The following is a 17,049-nucleotide window of genomic DNA, read 5'->3' on the forward strand; positions in this document are numbered from 1 at the left end:
TCAGTCCGTCGGGGACTGCGGGCGCAGCAGCGTCGCCAGCCGGGTCGTACGGGGCTTCGCCGGGATCTCCGCGACCGCCCGCGGCAGCGCACCCTCCGCGCCGTGGACCACCGAGAGATGCCGCTCACCCCGGCCGAACGCCGTGTACACCCACGGCCTGCTCAGCGCCTGCGCGGCATCGCCGGGCAGCACCACGACCGCCGCGGGCCAGCGCCCGCCCACCGCCTGATGCGCGGTCAGCGCCCATCCGTGCCGCACCCACGCCTCGACCCGCTCTCGCGGTACGACCACGGGGGCGCCCGCGCAGGACAGATGCAGCCCCTCCGCGTCGGCCTTCACCACCGTGCCCGGCAGAGTGCGGCCCGGGGCGGGGGAGTAGGCGATCCGGTCGCCGGGGTCGAAGCCGCCGAACCGGCCGGGGCCGGGGTTGAGGCGTTCCTTCAGAGCGGAGTTGAGGGCCCGGGTACCGGCCGCGCCGCCATGACCCGGCGTGATCACCACGACCTCCTCGACGGGCACCCCGAAGGCCCTCGGCACCGAGTCCGCGACCAGTTGCACGGTGCGGTGCACGGCCTCGCCCGCGTCCCGCACCGGCACGATCACGACCTCCTTGCCGGGCGCCTCGACCTGGTTCAGCTCGCCGATGCCGATCCCGGAGACCAGCTCCCCGATCGGGCCGGGGTCGGGCAGCCGGGAGGCGATCTGGGGGCAGGCGCGGGCCGCGAGCAGATCGGCGAAGACCCGCCCGGGACCGGCCGACCACAGCAGCGCCGGATCGCCGCCGAGCACCAGCCGCGCCCCGTCGGGCAGCGACTCCACCAGCATCGCCGCGCTCTCCACGTCCAGTTGGGGCGCGTCCGGCACGATCAGCAGATCCAGCTCCAGCGTTCCGTCCCCGTCCCGGCCGGGTCCCTCGGTACCGGCCAGCAGCCCGGCGACCGTGCCCACGTCCGCTCCTCGCGTCGGCGGCAGCGCGGCGAGCCGGTCGCGGCCGTCGGCGGTGTGGCACACGGCGAGGGCCCGCAGGCCCGCGTCCCGGGCGGCACCGAGCAGGGCCGCCGGTTCGGCGCGGGAGGCGTCGCCGCCGGTGTGCAGGACCAGACCGTGCCCGGCGACCGCGCGGGCCAGCTCGGCGGCGCCGCCCGACAGCGCCGCGACGACCGGCGCCCAGGTCTCCTCGGCGTCCTGGGACGGGGAGTTGATCAGCCGGGCCAGGCCGTCGGCGAGGCTCTCCTCGGCCATGGCGTACCGCTCCAGGGCGATGAGCACCCGCACCGGGCGCTCCTCCTCCCCGTCGTCGTCCGCCGGCTGCGCGGCCGGGGCGCCCGCCTCCTCCAGGGGGTCCTCGAACACCAGCGCCTCACCCTCGGCCAGGGTGCTCTGCACGGCCTCGTCCGGGTCCGGCACCCCCCGCTGGGCCAGCGCCGCGGTGAGCGCGGGTGCCTCCAGGGCGGTGTGTCCGGCGAGGGCCGCCTGCTCCAGCAGCCAGACCGTCACCGCCCGCCCCCGCCGCTCGTCCCGCGGACCGCACTCGGCACCGAGCAGCGCCCGGGCGAAACCGTCCGCCTGCTCGGGCCGTACCCCGGGGACCCGCAGCAACTGCCAGGGGTCCGCCCGCAGCAGTTCCCCGGCACCCTCGCCGAGCGCCACGGCCGCCTGCTGTCCCAGCGCCTCCGGCGCGCCGCCCTCCGCGAGGACCCGCCGTACGGCATCCACCGTCCGCGACGAGGGCCCGCCCGGCGCGGGAGCGGGGGCGGGCGTGGGCCGCTCCTGCCGCACCGGCTCCGGCTCGGGTGCCGGACGGACCGGGGCGGCCGCGGCGGTCGCGGGGCCCGGCTCGGGCGCGGGCCGCGAGGGCGCGGCGAACACCGTGGACGCCGGTTTCCCGCCCGCCTCCACCGCTCGCACCGCGGCCAGCAGATCGGCCGCCTTGCCGCTCAGCTTGGCGCCGCTCTCGACGGGTCCGTCGCGCTCCGCCTTGCGCCGCTCGATCCGTTCCCGCTCCAGCCGCTGCGCGGCCAACTCGGCCGCCGCCTCGGACAACTCCGGCTTCCCGGCACCATCGGCCGCCGACTCCGCCGACTCCGACCCCTCGGCCGACTCCGCAGTCTCCTCGTCCGCGCCGCCGCCCTCCGCCTCCAAGACCACGGACGCCTCGGACACTTCGGGAGCCCCGGATACTTCGGACGTCTCGTCCGCACCGTCATCGCCGTCCGCCGCGAGCCCACCCCCGTCCGCCTCGTCCGGCGTTCCCGGCGCTCCTGGAGTCCCCGGCGCTCCCTGCGCCTCCGGCATCTCCGGCGTCCCCGGCCCCGTTTCCTCCGTGGTCTCCGGTTCCGTGCTCACAGCGTGCTCCAGTCGTGATCGGGATAGCGGTGCAAGGGCGCCGACACATCGTCCAGCGCCCGGCAGATCTCGTCAGGAAGACTAAGCGCCTCCACTGACAATGCCGCCGTGAGCTGCTGCGCGGTGCGCGCGCCGACGATCGGGGCGGTGACCCCTGGGCGGTCGCGGACCCAGGCGAGCGCCACCTGGAGCGGGGTGACCGCGAGCCCGTCGGCGGCCGTCGTCACCGCGTCCACGATGCGCGTCGCGGTGTCGTCCAGATACGGCTCCACGAACGGCGCCAGATGCTCGGAGGCGCCGCGCGAGTCCGCGGGCGTGCCGTGCCGGTACTTTCCGGTCAGCACGCCCCGGCCGAGCGGGGAGGAGGGCAGCAGGCCCACGCCCAGGTCCAGCGCGGCGGGCAGCACCTCGCGCTCCACGCCCCGCTGGAGCAGCGAGTACTCCATCTGCGTGCTGGCCAGCCGGGTGCGGGTGCCCGGCGCCGCGAGCTGCCAGGTGGCGGCCTTGGCGAGCTGCCAGCCGCAGAAGTTGGACACCCCCGCGTACCGGGCCCGGCCGCTGGCCACCGCTATGTCGAGGGCCTGGAGCGTCTCCTCCAGCGGGGTCCCGGTGTCGTACGCGTGGATGTGCCACAGGTCCACATGGTCCGTGCCCAGGCGAACCAGCGAGGCGTCCAGCGCGGCCAGCAGATGGCCGCGGGAGCCGTCGAAGCGGCGCCCGGGGTCGGGGACGCTGCCCGCCTTCGTGGAGATCACCAGGTCACGGCGCGGCACGAGCCGTTCCATCAGCCGCCCGAGCAGATACTCCGCCTCCCCGCCGCCGTACACGTCCGCGGTGTCGACGAGGGTGCCGCCGGCCTCCCAGAACGCCTTGAGCATGTCCGCGGCGTCATGCTCCTCGGTGTCCCGGCCCCAGGTGAGGGTGCCGAGTCCGATCCGGGACACGCGCAGGCCGGTACGGCCGAGATGCCTCTGCTCCATGACCGCGAGATTACTGGCCGGAACGAGTGGGGCGGGATGCCTGTGGACAACTCGCGCGGGCCCGCACGGGGCGCCGCCCGCGCCCCCGCGCTAAGGTCTGCGCCACAGGGACGTTACTCATGGGTAAGGGGATTCGGCCATGCAACTCGGACTCAACCTCGGCTACTGGGGTGCGGGAATGGACGGGGACAATCTGGCCGTGGCCCAGGAGGCCGACCGGCTGGGCTACGCCGTGTGCTGGGCCGCCGAGGCGTACGGCTCCGACGCGGCCACCGTGCTCAGCTGGGTCGCCGCCCAGACCGAGCGCATCGACGTCGGCTCGGCCATCTTCCAGATCCCGGCCCGCCAGCCCGCGATGACCGCGATGACGGCGGCCACCCTGGACACCCTCTCCGGCGGCCGCTTCCGGCTCGGCCTCGGCGTCTCCGGGCCCCAGGTCTCCGAGGGCTGGTACGGCGTCAGGTTCGACAAGCCGCTGGCCCGCACCCGCGAGTACGTGGAGATCGTCCGCAAGGCGATGACCCGTGAGCGGCTGTCGTACGAGGGCGAGCACTGGACGCTGCCGCTGCCGGACGGTCCCGGCAAGCCGCTCAAGTTGACCGTGCACCCGCAGCGCGAGCACATCCCGCTGTACATCGCCGCGATCGGCCCGAAGAACCTGGAGCAGACCGGCGAGATCGCCGACGGCGCCCTGCTGATCTTCCCCGCGGCCGAGCACCTGGAGGAGACCACCCTCACGCATCTGCGCGCGGGCCGGGAGAAGGCGGGCAAGACCCTCGACGGGTTCGACGTGTGCCCGACCCTGCCGCTGGCCGTCGGTGACGACAAGGACGTGGCCGCGCTCGCCGACACCTTCCGCCCCTACACCGCGCTGTACGTCGGCGGCATGGGCAGCGCCAAGCAGAACTTCTACAACAAGCTCGCGCAGCGCATGGGGTACGAGCGGGAGGCCGCCGAGATCCAGGAGAAGTACCTGTCCGGGGACAAGCAGGGCGCGGCCGCCGCGATCCCGCAGGACCTCATCGACAAGACCACGCTGCTGGGCTCCGTCGACCGCATCGCCGACCGGATGAAGGCCTATGCCGAGGCCGGGGTCACCACCCTCAGCCTCGCGCCCGCCGGGTTCACCCTTCAGGAACGGCTCGCCTCCCTGCGCGCCGGCACCGAGGCCCTGGAGCGCGCCGGACTCGCCTGAACAAGGTGGCTTCTACGGCCGTGGTGGGGGCTCGGGGGTCTTCCCCGCCACGGCCGTCACCGGGAACAACGCGCCCGGCGACGAGCGGTTACGACTCCCGGGCCCCCTTCTTCCGAGGTTTTCCGGAGGGCCCCTCGCGGCCGGCGCGGCTCACAGCCACTCGCGCCGCTTGAACAGCCGGTACAGGAGCACCTCCAGCAGCGCCATCACCAGGATCACCGCCGGGTACGACCACAGCCAGTGCAGCTCGGGCATGTGGTCGAAGTTCATGCCGTAGATCCCGGCGATCATCGTGGGCACCGCGGCCATCGCCGCCCAGGCGGAGATCTTCCGCATGTCGTCGTTCTGCCGCACGCTCGTCTGCGCCAGATGCGCCGACAGCACGTCCGAAACCAGCCGGTCCAGGCCCTCCACCGACTCGTTGACACGGGCCAGATGGTCGCCGACGTCGCGGAAGAACGGCCGCGCCTCCTCGTGCACGAACGGCACCCCGCCGCCCGAGCCGAGCGGCCCCGTCCCCGCCAGCCGGCTCAGCGGCACCGTCAGCGGCCCGGTCGCCCGGCGGAACTCCACGATCTGCCGCTTGAAGCCGTAGATCCGCGAGGCGGTGTTGCGCGCGCCGCCCCCTTCGGGCCGGAACACCTCCGCCTCCACCTCCTCCAGATCCGTCTGGAGCTCGGTGGCCACCTCCAGGTACCGGTCCACGATGGCGTCGGCGATCGCGTACAGCACCGAGGTGGGCCCCTTGTGGAGCATCTCCGGCTCCTCCTCGAGCCGGTGCCGCACCGCCGCGAGCGGCGAGGCCTCGCCGTGCCGCACCGTCACCACGAAGCAGTCCCCGACGAAGACCATGATCTCGCCCGCCGAGACCGTGTCGCTCGCCGGTTCGTACGCGACCGGTTTCAGCACCACGAACAGCGAATCCTCGTACACCTCGAGTTTGGGCCGCTGATGAGCCTTGAGAGCGTCCTCCACCGCCAGCGGGTGCAGCCCGAACTCCTGGGTCACCAGGTCGAACTCCCGCTCGGACGGCTCGTACAGCCCGATCCACACGAACCCACCCGCCGCCCGCGCCTCGGCGAGCGCGTCGGACAGGTCCTCCGGACCCTCGGTCCGCTGTCCGTGCCGGTAGATGGCACAGTCGACGATCACGGAGCGCATTCTCCCTTCACGAGCTCAACGGCGCATCGTCCGATGCGCCTACCCTGGTCCGCATGCCCACGCTGATCCTCGTAAGGCACGGACGTTCCACCGCCAACACCTCCGGCGTGCTCGCCGGCTGGACCCCGGGGGTCTCCCTGGACGAGCGCGGCACCGCCCAGGCCGCCGCCCTGCCCGCCCGGCTCGCCGCCCTGCCGCTGGCCGAGATCGTCACCAGCCCGCTCCAGCGCTGCCAGGAGACCCTGGCCCCGCTCCTCGCGGCCCGGCCCGGTCTCAGCCCCCACACCGACGACCGGATCGGGGAGTGCCACTACGGCGACTGGTCCGGCCGCAAGCTCGCCGAACTCAAGGACGAGCCGCTGATGGACGTCGTCCAGGCCCACCCCTCCGCCGCCGCCTTCCCCGGCGGGGAGTCCATGCGCGCCATGCAGACCCGCGCCGCCGAGGCCGTCCGCGAGTGGAACGCGCGCGTCGAGCGCGACCACGGCGCCGACGCCACCTACCTGATGTGCTCCCACGGTGACATCATCAAGTCCCTGGTCGCCGAGGCCCTCGGCCTCCACCTCGACCTCTTCCAACGGATCTCCGTGGAACCGTGTTCCGTCACCGCGATCCGCTACACCCGGCTGCGTCCCTTCCTCGTCCGCCTCGGCGACACCGGCGATCTCGCCTCGCTCGCCCCGCGCGAGGAGCACCCCGACGGCGACGCACCGGTCGGTGGCGGTGCGGGCGCACCGTGATCGTCGCCCGCAGTAGGGTGAAGCGATCCGCGCCGTCGCGTATCCGCAGCGGCCCGCACACGCACCGCCGAAACTCTCGACCCAATGGAGACAGGACGTGTCCCGTCAGGTGTTCCTCTACGATCCGCCGGACCGCTTCGTGGCCGGCACGGTCGGACTGCCCGGACGCCGTACGTTCTTCCTCCAGGCCATGGCGGGTCCCCGGGTGACCAGCGTGGTCCTGGAGAAGACCCAGGTCGCCGCGCTCGCCGAGCGCATGGACGAACTCCTGGACGAGGTGGTGCGCCGCAGCGGCGGCAGCGCCCCCGTCCCGGCCATGGCGCCCAGTGAGATCTCCGACACCGCCCCGCTGGAGAGCCCCGTGGAGGAGGAGTTCCGGGTCGGCACCATGGCCCTGGCCTGGGACGCCGAGGAACAGCGCATGGTCGTGGAGGCGCAGGCCCTGGTGGAGCTGGACGCCGACACCGAGGAGGACCTCGCCGAGGCCGAGGAACGGCTGCTCCAGGACGAGGAGAACGGACCCCCGATGCTGCGGGTCCGGCTGAGCGGCGCGCAGGCCCGTGCCTTCGCCAAACGCGCCCTCGACGTCGTCAACGCCGGGCGGCCGCCGTGCCCGCTGTGCAGCCTCCCGCTCGATCCGGAAGGACACGTATGCCCGCGCCAGAACGGATACCGCCGCGGGGCGTGACCGCCGCCGACCCGGGCGCCGCCGAACTGCTCGCCCGCGGTGAGCTGACCGTGCGCGGCCGCATCCGCGACGCCTCGAACGCCGCCCTGTTCTGCACCGTCGCCCACGACGGCCGGGAAGCCGACTGCGTCTACAAGCCGGTGGCGGGGGAGCGCCCCCTGTGGGACTTCCCCGACGGCACCCTCGCCGCCCGGGAGGTCGCCGCCTACGAGGTCTCCGAGGCCACCGGCTGGGGTCTCGTCCCGCCCACCGTGCTGCGCGACGGCCCCTACGGCGAGGGCATGTGCCAGCTGTGGATCGAGGTCTCCCCGGAGCCCGAACTCCTCGCCCTGGTCGACGGCGAGGAACCCGAGCCCGGCTGGAAGGCCATCGGCTTCGCCGAGGTCGGCGAGGGCCGCACCGCGCTGCTCGTGCACGCAGACGACGAGCGGCTGCGCCGGCTCGCCGTCCTGGACGCCGTGATCAACAACGCCGACCGCAAGGGCGGCCATCTGTTGCCCACCGCCGACGGCCGGCTCTACGGCATCGACCACGGTGTGACCTTCAACGCCGAGGACAAGCTGCGCACCCTGCTGTGGGGCTGGGCCGGTGAACCCCTCACCGCCGAGGCCGTCGGAGTCCTCAAGCGGCTCCGTGACGCCCTGGACGGCGATCTGGGCGAGCGCCTCGCCCCGCTGATCACCGCAGCGGAACTGGACGCCACCCGCGCCCGGGTCGCCGCCCTCCTCGCCTGCGGGCTGCACCCGGAACCCGGCGGGGACTGGCCGGCGATCCCCTGGCCGCCCGTGTGAGCACGGCTCGTGTGAGCACAGTGCGACCGAAGATACAAGAGCGCACAACCGGCCATCCGACTCGATCCCGGTCGTGTACGCCACGCGCGGCCGGTTAGGCTCATGTACATGCATGCCTGGCCCGCTTCCGAGGTCCCCGCCCTGCCTGGTCAGGGCCGCGACCTGAGGATCCACAACACCGCGACCGGCGGCCTGGTCACCCTCCAGCCCGGTCCCGTCGCCCGTATCTACGTCTGCGGCATCACCCCGTACGACGCGACCCACATGGGTCATGCGGCGACCTACAACGCGTTCGACCTCGTCCAGCGCGTGTGGCTCGACACCAAGCGGCAGGTCCACTACGTCCAGAACGTCACCGACGTCGACGACCCGCTCCTTGAGCGCGCGGAGCGCGACGGCGTCGACTGGGTCGCCCTCGCCGAGAAGGAGACCTCCCTCTTCCGCGAGGACATGACCGCCCTGCGGATGCTCCCGCCCCAGCACTACATAGGCGCCGTCGAGGCCATACCCGGCATCGTCCCGCTCGTGGAGCGGCTGCGCGATCTCGGCGCGGCCTACGAGCTGGAAGGCGACATCTACTTCTCCGTCGAGTCCGACCCGCACTTCGGCTCGGTCTCGCACCTCGACGCGGCCGCCATGCGGCTGCTGTCCGCCGAGCGCGGCGGCGACCCGGACCGCCCGGGCAAGAAGAACCCGGTCGACCCGATGCTGTGGATGGCGGCCCGCGAGGGCGAGCCCAGCTGGGACGGCGCCTCCCTCGGCCCCGGCCGGCCCGGCTGGCACATCGAGTGCGTGGCCATCGCCCTCGACCACCTCGGCATGGGCTTCGACGTCCAGGGCGGCGGCTCCGACCTCGCCTTCCCGCACCATGAGATGGGCGCCTCGCACGCCCAGGTGCTCACCGGCGAGTTCCCGATGGCCAAGGCCTATGTACACGCCGGCATGGTCGCCCTGGACGGCGAGAAGATGTCCAAGTCCAAGGGCAACCTGGTCTTCGTCTCCCAGGTGCGGCGCGACGGCGTCGACCCGGCCGCGGTCCGCCTGGCCCTGCTGGCCCACCACTACCGGGCCGACTGGGAGTGGACCGACCAGGTCCTCCAGGACGCCGTCGACCGCCTCGACCGCTGGCGCGCCGCGGTCTCCCGCCCCGACGGCCCCTGCGCCGACGCCCTGGTCGAGGAGATCCGCGACGCCCTGTCGAACGACCTGGACGCCCCCACGGCGCTTGCCGCGGTGGACCGCTGGGCGGCCCGGCAGAACTCCGAGGGCGGCCCGGACACGGGCGCCCCGGGCCTGGTGACGAGGGCCGTGGACGCCCTCCTGGGCGTCGCCCTGTAAACACCGCTGACCCCGCGCCCCAAAGGGGCGCGGGGCCGTATCGATGTGCGGCTCCGCCGCGTGGGCGCGAGAAACCACGACGACGCGGCAGCCCCCCGACGACCTCGGGCGGCACCCCGTAGCGCATCGGCGACACGAAGAAGGGGCGGCCCCCAACCCGGGACCGCCCCTCCGCCGTACCTCAGTCCTCCGACCCGTCACCCTCGTCATCGCCGGCCGAACCGCCGGAGGCATCCGCATCGGGCTTCGAGGGGCGCGCCTTGCCGCCCGGGGTGTCCCGGCGCCGCAGATACCGCTCGAACTCCCGCGCGATCGCCTCTCCGGACGCCTCCGGCAGCTCCGCGGTGTCCCGGGCCTCCTCCAGCGTCTGGACGTACTCCGCGACCTCGCTGTCCTCCGCGGCCAGCTGGTCCACGCCCACCTGCCAGGCCCGCGCGTCCTCCGGCAGCTCGCCCTGCGGGATCCGCAGGTCCAGCAGATCCTCAAGACGGTTGAGCAGCGCCAGCGTGGCCTTCGGGTTGGGCGGCTGGGAGACGTAGTGCGGCACCGCCGCCCACAGCGACACCGCCGGCACCCCGGCATGCGTGCACGCCTCCTGGAGGACCCCGACGATGCCCGTCGGACCCTCGTACTTGGTCTCCTCCAGATCCATCCGCTGCGCCAGATCCGTGTCCGAGGTGACCCCGCTGACCGGCACCGGACGGGTGTGCGGGGTGTCCCCGAGCAGCGCGCCCATGACGACCACCAGCTCCACGCCCAGCTCGTGCGCGAAGCCCAGCAGCTCGTTGCAGAACGAGCGCCAGCGCATCGACGGCTCGATGCCCCGGACCAGCACCAGATCACGCGGCTTGGCGCCGCCGACACGGACCACCGAGAGCCGGGTCGTCGGCCAGGTGATCTTGCGTACCCCGTCCTCCATGAACACCGTCGGCCGGTTCACCTGGAAGTCGTAGTAGTCCTCGGCGTCCAGCGCCGCGAACACCTCGCCCTTGAACTCGCGTTCCAGATGCGCGACCGCCGTGGAGGCGGCGTCACCGGCATCGTTCCAGCCCTCGAACGCGGCCACCATGACTGGGTCGATCAGCTCGGGAACCCCCTCCAGCTCGATCACCCAGTGCCTCCTTCCGACGTGCCCTTGCTTGACTCACCAACCTTACGGCGTCCGGCAAGGGCGTCCGCAGTCCCCTTGTAGGGGCAGTGAACGGATCACTGCCCCGCGCTCCCCGCTCGAACACCCCTCGCGCCCCTGATAAAGCCCGGACCCGGAACCCGGATCCGAGGCCCGCGCGGAAGGGCGCGCGGAAGGGGCGGCCCGTGCGTACGGCGCCGCCCCTTCCCCGATGTCGTCTCCGACCGGGACTACTTCTCGTCGAGCAGACCCTGGACCTTCGCCCGGACCTCGTCCGTGGCCAGGCCGCGGATCGTCAGCGTGGTGCGGCGGCGCAGCACGTCGTCCGCCGTCTCGGCCCACTCGTGGTCCCGGGCCCATACGACCTGCGCCCAGATCTCCGGCGCGTCCGGGTGCACCCGCTGCGCCAGCGCCGGGTTCTCGTTCGCCATCCGGGCGATGTCGAAGGCCAGCGAGCCGTAGTGGGTGGCCAGGTGCTTGGCGGTGTCGGCGGCCATCCGCGGGCCGGGCGCCGGACCGTCCACCAGCAGCCGGTGCGCGACCGCGCGCGGGTTGGCGACACCGGGCAGCGGCAGCTTCTTCGGCAGCGAGGAGATCGGCTCGAAGTCGTCGCCCAGCGGGTGGCCCGGCAGCGCCTCCAGCTTCTTCATGATCGTACGACCGATGTGGCGGAACGTGGTCCACTTGCCGCCCGCGACGGACAGCATGCCGCCCTTGCCTTCGGTCACCACCGTCTCGCGCTTGGCCTTCGCGGTGTCACCGGGACCGCCGGGCAGCACCCGCAGACCGGCGAACGCGTACGTGATCAGGTCCTTCTTCAGCTGCTGGTCCCGGACGGAGAACGCCGCCTCGTCCAGGATCTGCGCTATGTCCTTGTCATTGACGGAAACATCCGCCGGGTCGCCCTCGTACTCCTCGTCGGTGGTGCCGAGCAGCAGCATGTCCTCCCACGGGAGGGCGAAGGTGATCCGGTACTTGTCGATCGGGGTCGCCAGCGCGGCCTTCCACGGCGAGGTCCGCTTCAGGACCAGGTGCGCGCCCTTGGACAGCCGGATGGACGGCGCCGCGTTCGGGTCCTCCAGCTTGCGCAGGTGGTCGACCCAGGGACCGGTCGCGTTCAGCACCAGACGGGCGTCGACACCGAACTCGTCACCGGAGGTACGGTCCTTCAGCTCGGCGCCCGTCACCCGGCCCCGGGTGAAGCGCAGGCCGGTGACCTCGGCGTGGTTCAGGACGACCGCGCCCGCCTCGACGGCCGCGCGGACCGTCATCAGCGCCATGCGCGCGTCGTTCATCTGGTCGTCGCCGTACACGGCCACGGCCTTGAGGTTCTCGGTACGCAGCTCGGGCACGTCCTGCGCCGCCTTGGCGGGGGAGAGCAGGTGGCCGACGCCGTCGCCGAACGCGGACAGCGCCGAGTAGGCGAAGACGCCCGCGCCGAGCTTCGCCGCGCCGTGCGGCCCACCCTTGTACACGGGGAGGTAGAAGGTCAGCGGGTTCGCCAGGTGGGGAGCCACCTGACGGGACACCGCACGGCGCTCGAAGTGGTTCTCCGCCACCAGCTTCACCGCGCCGGTCTGCAGGTAGCGCAGACCGCCGTGGAGCAGCTTGGAAGAGGCGGAGGACGTGGCACCGGCGAAGTCGCCGGCATCGACCAGCGCCACCCTGAGCCCGGACTGCGCGGCGTGCCAGGCGGTGGAGATGCCCAGGATGCCGCCGCCGATCACAAGAAGGTCGTACGACGCCTTGGAGAGCTGCTCCCTGGTCTCGGCGCGACTCGGGTTGGAGCCGGAGGCCGGGCGCGTTCCCAGGGCAGGCACGGACTGCAGGGTGGACTGACTGGTCATGTGGGGTACTTACTCCTCGTCAGAGCGGTCTGCGCGGAAAGAGGCAGCTCAGCTCTCGTCCTCGATCCAGCCCATGGTCCGGTCGACGGCCTTGAGCCAGTTCTTGTACTCACGGTCGCGGGTCTCCGCGTCCATCTGGGGGGTCCATTCGGCGGCCCGGCGCCAGTTGGCGCGCAGCTCGTCGGTGCTGGACCAGAAGCCGACGGCGAGGCCGGCGGCGTAGGCGGCGCCGAGGCAGGTGGTCTCGGCGACCATCGGGCGCACCACGGGCGCGTCCAGGACGTCGGCGAGCGTCTGCATCAGCAGGTTGTTGGAGGTCATGCCGCCGTCGACCTTCAGGGCCACCAGCTCGTCGCCGGAGTCCTTCACCATGGCGTCGGCGATCTCCCGGGTCTGCCAGGCGGTGGCCTCCAGGACGGCGCGCGCGAGGTGCGCCTTGGTGACGTACCGGGTCAGACCGGCGATCACACCGCGGGCGTCGGAACGCCAGTGCGGGGCGAACAGGCCGGAGAAGGCCGGCACGAAGTAGGCGCCGCCGTTGTCCTCGACGGAGAGCGCGAGCGTCTCGATCTCGGCGGCGGTGGAGATCAGGCCCATCTGGTCGCGCATCCACTGCACCAGCGAACCGGTGACGGCGATCGAGCCCTCCAGGGCGTAGACCGTGGGCTGCTCGCCGATCTTGTAGCCGACGGTGGTCAGCAGACCGGCGTACGAGTTGATGATCTTGTCGCCGGTGTTCATCACCATGAAGGTGCCGGTGCCGTAGGTCGACTTGGTCTCGCCCTCGGAGAAACAGGTCTGGCCGAACAGGGCCGCCTGCTGGTCGCCGAGCGCGGAGGCGACCGGGATGCCGCCCAGCAGGTCGCCGAGCTTGCCGCCGGTGACCTCGCCGTAGACCTCGGCGGAGGAGCGGATCTCGGGCAGGATGTTCAGCGGCACACCGATCGACTCGGCGATCTTCTCGTCCCACTGCATCGTGTGCAGGTTCATGAGCATGGTGCGCGAGGCGTTGGTGACGTCGGTGACGTGCCGCCCGCCGTTGACACCGCCGGTCAGGTTCCAGATGACCCAGGTGTCCATGGTGCCGAAGAGGATGTCCCCGGCGGCGGCGCGCTCCTTGAGGCCCTCGACGTTGTCGAGCAGCCAGCGGGCCTTGGGGCCGGCGAAGTAGGAGGCCAGCGGCAGGCCGGTCTCGCGGCGGAAGCGGTCCTGGCCGACGTTGCGGCCCAGCTCCCGGCACAGGCCGTCGGTGCGGGTGTCCTGCCAGACGATGGCGTTGTGGACGGGCTCACCGGTGTTCTTGTCCCACAGCACGGTGGTCTCGCGCTGGTTGGTGATGCCGATGGCCTTGATGTCGTCGCGGGTGATGCCGGCCTTCTCGACGGCTCCGGCGACGACCTCCTGGACGTTGGTCCAGATCTCGTTGGCGTTGTGCTCGACCCAGCCCGGCTTCGGGAAGATCTGCTCGTGCTCCTTCTGGTCGACGGAGACGATACGGCCGTCCCGGTCGAAGATGATGCAGCGCGAGGAGGTGGTGCCCTGGTCGATCGCCGCGATGAAGGGGCCTGCGGTGTGGGCGTCGGTCACTGTGTGCTCCTGAAAGGTCCGTGGTTGAGGGGCTGAACGTACGGCGCGTGCGCGAATCCCCTGTGGGGGGTTTCGTCAGAAGGCGACGTTGTAGATACCCGCCGCGATGGCGGCGCCGATCAGCGGGCCGACCACCGGGATCCAGGCGTAGCTCCAGTCGGAGCCGCCCTTGTTGGGCAGCGGCAGCAGGGCGTGCACGATGCGCGGGCCGAGGTCACGGGCCGGGTTGATCGCGTAGCCCGTCGGGCCGCCGAGGGACAGGCCGATGGCCACCACCACGAAGGCGGTGATCAGACCGCCGAGCGCGCCGAGGCCGTCGCCGTTGTTGTTCAGGCCCTGCGTGAGGACCGCGAGGATCAGCACGATGGTGCCGATGATCTCCGTGACGAGGTTCTGCACCACGTTCCGGATCTCCGGGCCGGTGGAGAAGATGCCGAGCACCGGGCCGGCGCCCTGCTCCTGGGCCTCGACCGCCTTGGCCGACGTGGCCTGGGCACCCGGACCGCCGACGATCTCCTTGTCGGTGAGGTGCGCGTGGAACTGCCCGTAGTAGGCGAGCCACACCAGGACCGCACCGATCATGGCGCCGAGCAGCTGGCCGCCGAGGTAGTACGGAACGCTGCTCCAGTCGCTGTTCTTGATGGCCAGGGCGACGGTGACGGCCGGGTTCAGATGGGCGCCGGAGAGCGGCGCGGAGATGTAGACGGCCGTCATGACCGCGAAGCCCCACCCGAAGGCGATGGCCACCCAGCCGGCGTTCCGTGCCTTGGAGGCCTTCAGCGTGACGGCGGCGCAGACACCGCCGCCGAGCAGGATGAGTATGGCGGTACCGAGGGTCTCGCCGATGAAGATGTCGGAGCTGGACACCCGCGACTCCTTTGTCCTTCGTCCAGGGGGAAGCGAACCCCGGTCCCACCGGGGGTTCTGGTGCCCTCGGGGATGAGAGCGATGCCGGCCCTTGGCGTTGTCACACTCTAACGCGTATTACCGATAGGTGTTCGACAATGCCGACCGATGGACGGGAGTCTCGCTTCGGTGTTACGCGTGCGTCAAGAGTTCTCTTATCGAAAACCGGATCGTTATTGATCGTCGTCGGCTATCACTCTTCGCCACGCTATGCAGTTTTAGCCCCGGTTCGTCCACTTCAGGGTAGGCCGAGAGCCGGAACGCCGCCCGGCGTCCCGGTCATACCCACAACAGAGCGTGATCCCTCAGGGACCCTCAGAACCGCCCGGCGCCCAGGTCCCTGGAGACCGCACGGGCGCAGTCGCGCACCGCGGCGATCAGCTCGGGCCGCAGCTCGCCGTCCCGGCACAGCCGCTCCACCGCACCCGTGATGCCGACGGCACCCACGGGCATCCGGCGCCGGTCGTGGACGGGCGCGGCGATCGACGCCACACCCTCCCACGTCTCCTCCACATCGGCCGCGTAGCCCCGCGCGCGCGTGAGGTCGAGGATCTGCTCGAACTCCTCCGCGCCGCACACCGTGCGGTCCGTGAACGCCTTGCGCTCGGCCTCCAGCGCCTCGCTGTGCGCCACCGGGTCGTACGCCGACAGCACCTTGCCCAGCGCCGTGCAGTGCAGGGGCTGCATGGCCCCGATCTCCAGCACCTGCCGGCTGTCGTCGGGCCGGAAGACGTGGTGCACGATCAGTACGCCCTGCTGGTGCAGCACCCCCAGGTGCACGCTCTCCCCGCTGGAGCGGGCCAGATCGTCCGTCCACACCAGGGCGCGCGCCCGCAGCTCGTGGACGTCCAGATAGGTGGTGCCCAGGCGCAGCAGCTCCGCGCCCAGCTGATAGCGGCCCGAGGCGTCGTCCTGCTCCACGAAGCCCTCCTGCTGGAGGGTGCGCAGGATGCCGTGTGCGGTGCCTTTGGCGAGGCCGAGCGAGGAGGCGATGTCCGACAGCCCGAGCCGTCGCTCGCCGCCCGCGAGCAGCCGCAGCATCGCGGCCGCGCGTTCGAGCGACTGGATGTTCCGTGCCATCGCCGTCCTGCCTCCGTCCCCTTCGACTGCCGAAACACATCTATGGGCGAAGCGCCGCCGACTTCCTGCGCTTCGCTACCACCGTTCGGCAATGTCGAACACTACCGGTCCATGTCGACCTCCCGCTAATGGTCGGTCGACACCTGTTACATCACATGTGGCCCGCATGTGGCGCCGGGGCCATCCGCGTCCGTCTCGTGGACGCCTGTGCCCATCCAAGCCCACTCCCGGTTAGTCTGACGCCGTGCGGCCCTCCCGCCTGCCGTGGGGGCACCGCATAGCCGACAGCCGTCGCACCTTCAGGGAGCCCTTACATGGCCTCGTTGCCAACGTCCCCTATCGCCGACAGCCGGACCCGTGCGTCCGCGCTCCGAGAGGCGCTCGCCACCCGCGTGGTGGTCGCCGACGGAGCCATGGGCACCATGCTCCAGGCCCAGGACCCGACCCTGGACGACTTCCAGCAGCTAGAGGGCTGCAACGAGATCCTCAATCTCACCCGCCCCGACATCGTCCGCTCGGTCCATGAGGCCTACTTCGCCGTCGGCGTGGACTGCGTCGAGACCAACACCTTCGGCGCCAACCACTCCGCCCTCGGCGAGTACGACATCTCCGACCGCGTCCACGAACTCTCCGAGTCCGGCGCCCGCGTCGCCCGCGAGACCGCCGACGCGTTCACCGCCCGCGACGGCCGCCCCCGCTGGGTCCTGGGCTCCATGGGCCCCGGCACCAAGCTGCCCACCCTCGGCCACGCGCCCTACCCGACGCTCCGTGACGCCTACCAGGCGAACGCCGAGGGCCTGATCGAGGGCGGCGCCGACGCGCTGCTCGTGGAGACCACCCAGGACCTCCTCCAGACCAAGGCTTCGGTCATCGGCGCCCGCAGCGCCCTGGCCGCCCTCGGCCTGGACCTCCCGGTGATCGTCTCGGTCACCGTCGAGACCACCGGCACCATGCTCCTCGGTTCCGAGATCGGCGCGGCCCTCACCGCGCTCGAACCGCTCGGCATCGACATGATCGGCCTGAACTGCGCCACCGGCCCGGCCGAGATGAGCGAACACCTGCGCTACCTCGCCCGCAACGCGCGCATCCCGCTGTCCTGCATGCCCAACGCCGGCCTGCCCGTCCTCGGCAAGGACGGCGCCCACTACCCGCTGACCGCCCCCGAGCTGGCGGACGCGCAGGAGACGTTCGTCCGTGAGTACGGCCTCTCGCTGGTCGGTGGCTGCTGCGGTACGACCCCCGAGCACCTGCGCCAGGTGGT

Annotated in this window: 14 protein-coding genes; 6 read left to right on the forward strand and 8 right to left on the reverse strand. The window is 72.0% G+C overall.

What is annotated here, in order from left to right; translation table 11 throughout:
* Entirely contained in the window at positions 1-2,346 is a 2,346-nt protein-coding gene (locus AB0N90_RS32715) for an ATP-dependent RecD-like DNA helicase (protein WP_365202640.1), read from the reverse strand.
* Positions 2,343-3,326: an aldo/keto reductase gene (locus tag AB0N90_RS32720; protein WP_182775264.1), complete on the reverse strand. Its 984-nt coding sequence runs from the start codon at positions 3,324-3,326 to the stop codon at positions 2,343-2,345. Before AB0N90_RS32720 ends, AB0N90_RS32715 begins: the two co-directional genes overlap by 4 nt.
* 139 nt (positions 3,327-3,465) lie before the next feature.
* On the opposite strand from AB0N90_RS32720, the gene AB0N90_RS32725 reads away from it, so the two are divergent.
* Positions 3,466-4,521 (forward strand): LLM class F420-dependent oxidoreductase, encoded by a 1,056-nt coding sequence (locus tag AB0N90_RS32725; RefSeq protein WP_365202642.1) that lies wholly within the window; start codon positions 3,466-3,468, stop codon positions 4,519-4,521.
* A 150-nt stretch (positions 4,522-4,671) separates the two neighbouring features.
* Here AB0N90_RS32725 and corA read toward each other — a convergent pair whose 3' ends face one another.
* Positions 4,672-5,673, reverse strand: coding sequence for a magnesium/cobalt transporter CorA (gene corA, locus AB0N90_RS32730; protein ID WP_361681184.1), 1,002 nt, complete (start codon positions 5,671-5,673; stop codon positions 4,672-4,674).
* Positions 5,674-5,735: 62 nt separating this feature from the next.
* Between corA and AB0N90_RS32735 the strand changes: the two genes are divergently transcribed.
* The 4 genes from AB0N90_RS32735 to mshC all read left to right on the forward strand — a co-directional run bounded on the left by AB0N90_RS32735 (position 5,736) and on the right by mshC (position 9,239).
* The gene (locus AB0N90_RS32735; protein ID WP_085563982.1) at positions 5,736-6,422 is read left to right on the forward strand and encodes a histidine phosphatase family protein; all 687 of its coding nucleotides are present in this window, start codon (positions 5,736-5,738) and stop codon (positions 6,420-6,422) included.
* A gap of 97 nt (positions 6,423-6,519) precedes the next feature.
* The gene (locus tag AB0N90_RS32740; protein WP_361681179.1) at positions 6,520-7,110 is read left to right on the forward strand and encodes a DUF3090 domain-containing protein; all 591 of its coding nucleotides are present in this window, start codon (positions 6,520-6,522) and stop codon (positions 7,108-7,110) included.
* Positions 7,074-7,901 carry an SCO1664 family protein gene (locus tag AB0N90_RS32745; protein WP_361681176.1) on the forward strand — a complete coding sequence of 276 codons (828 nt, stop codon included), beginning with the start codon at positions 7,074-7,076 and terminating at the stop codon, positions 7,899-7,901. Before AB0N90_RS32740 ends, AB0N90_RS32745 begins: the two co-directional genes overlap by 37 nt.
* A gap of 108 nt (positions 7,902-8,009) precedes the next feature.
* A complete protein-coding gene (mshC, locus tag AB0N90_RS32750; protein ID WP_365202643.1) occupies positions 8,010-9,239 on the forward strand; it encodes a cysteine--1-D-myo-inosityl 2-amino-2-deoxy-alpha-D-glucopyranoside ligase in 1,230 nt (409 codons plus the stop codon).
* A gap of 181 nt (positions 9,240-9,420) precedes the next feature.
* Here mshC and AB0N90_RS32755 read toward each other — a convergent pair whose 3' ends face one another.
* From AB0N90_RS32755 to AB0N90_RS32775, 5 genes are all read right to left on the reverse strand, one after another.
* Positions 9,421-10,350: a PAC2 family protein gene (locus AB0N90_RS32755; RefSeq protein WP_274506682.1), complete on the reverse strand. Its 930-nt coding sequence runs from the start codon at positions 10,348-10,350 to the stop codon at positions 9,421-9,423.
* 248 nt (positions 10,351-10,598) lie between these two features.
* Positions 10,599-12,215, reverse strand: a complete 1,617-nt coding sequence (locus tag AB0N90_RS32760; RefSeq protein WP_365202645.1) for a glycerol-3-phosphate dehydrogenase/oxidase — start codon at positions 12,213-12,215, stop codon at positions 10,599-10,601.
* A 48-nt stretch (positions 12,216-12,263) separates the two neighbouring features.
* Positions 12,264-13,802: a glycerol kinase GlpK gene (glpK, locus tag AB0N90_RS32765; protein ID WP_361681166.1), complete on the reverse strand. Its 1,539-nt coding sequence runs from the start codon at positions 13,800-13,802 to the stop codon at positions 12,264-12,266.
* A gap of 75 nt (positions 13,803-13,877) precedes the next feature.
* The gene (locus AB0N90_RS32770; protein WP_365202647.1) at positions 13,878-14,669 is read right to left on the reverse strand and encodes an MIP/aquaporin family protein; all 792 of its coding nucleotides are present in this window, start codon (positions 14,667-14,669) and stop codon (positions 13,878-13,880) included.
* Positions 14,670-15,023: 354 nt separating this feature from the next.
* Positions 15,024-15,788, reverse strand: a complete 765-nt coding sequence (locus AB0N90_RS32775) for an IclR family transcriptional regulator (RefSeq protein ID WP_361681163.1) — start codon at positions 15,786-15,788, stop codon at positions 15,024-15,026.
* 314 nt (positions 15,789-16,102) lie between these two features.
* Here AB0N90_RS32775 and AB0N90_RS32780 point away from each other — a divergent pair.
* On the forward strand, positions 16,103-17,049 hold a 947-nt coding region (locus AB0N90_RS32780; RefSeq protein ID WP_365202649.1), incomplete at its 3' end, for a homocysteine S-methyltransferase family protein.

The sequence above is a fragment of the Streptomyces sp. NPDC093018 genome (assembly GCF_040684035.1).
Classification (GTDB): domain Bacteria; phylum Actinomycetota; class Actinomycetes; order Streptomycetales; family Streptomycetaceae; genus Streptomyces; species Streptomyces murinus.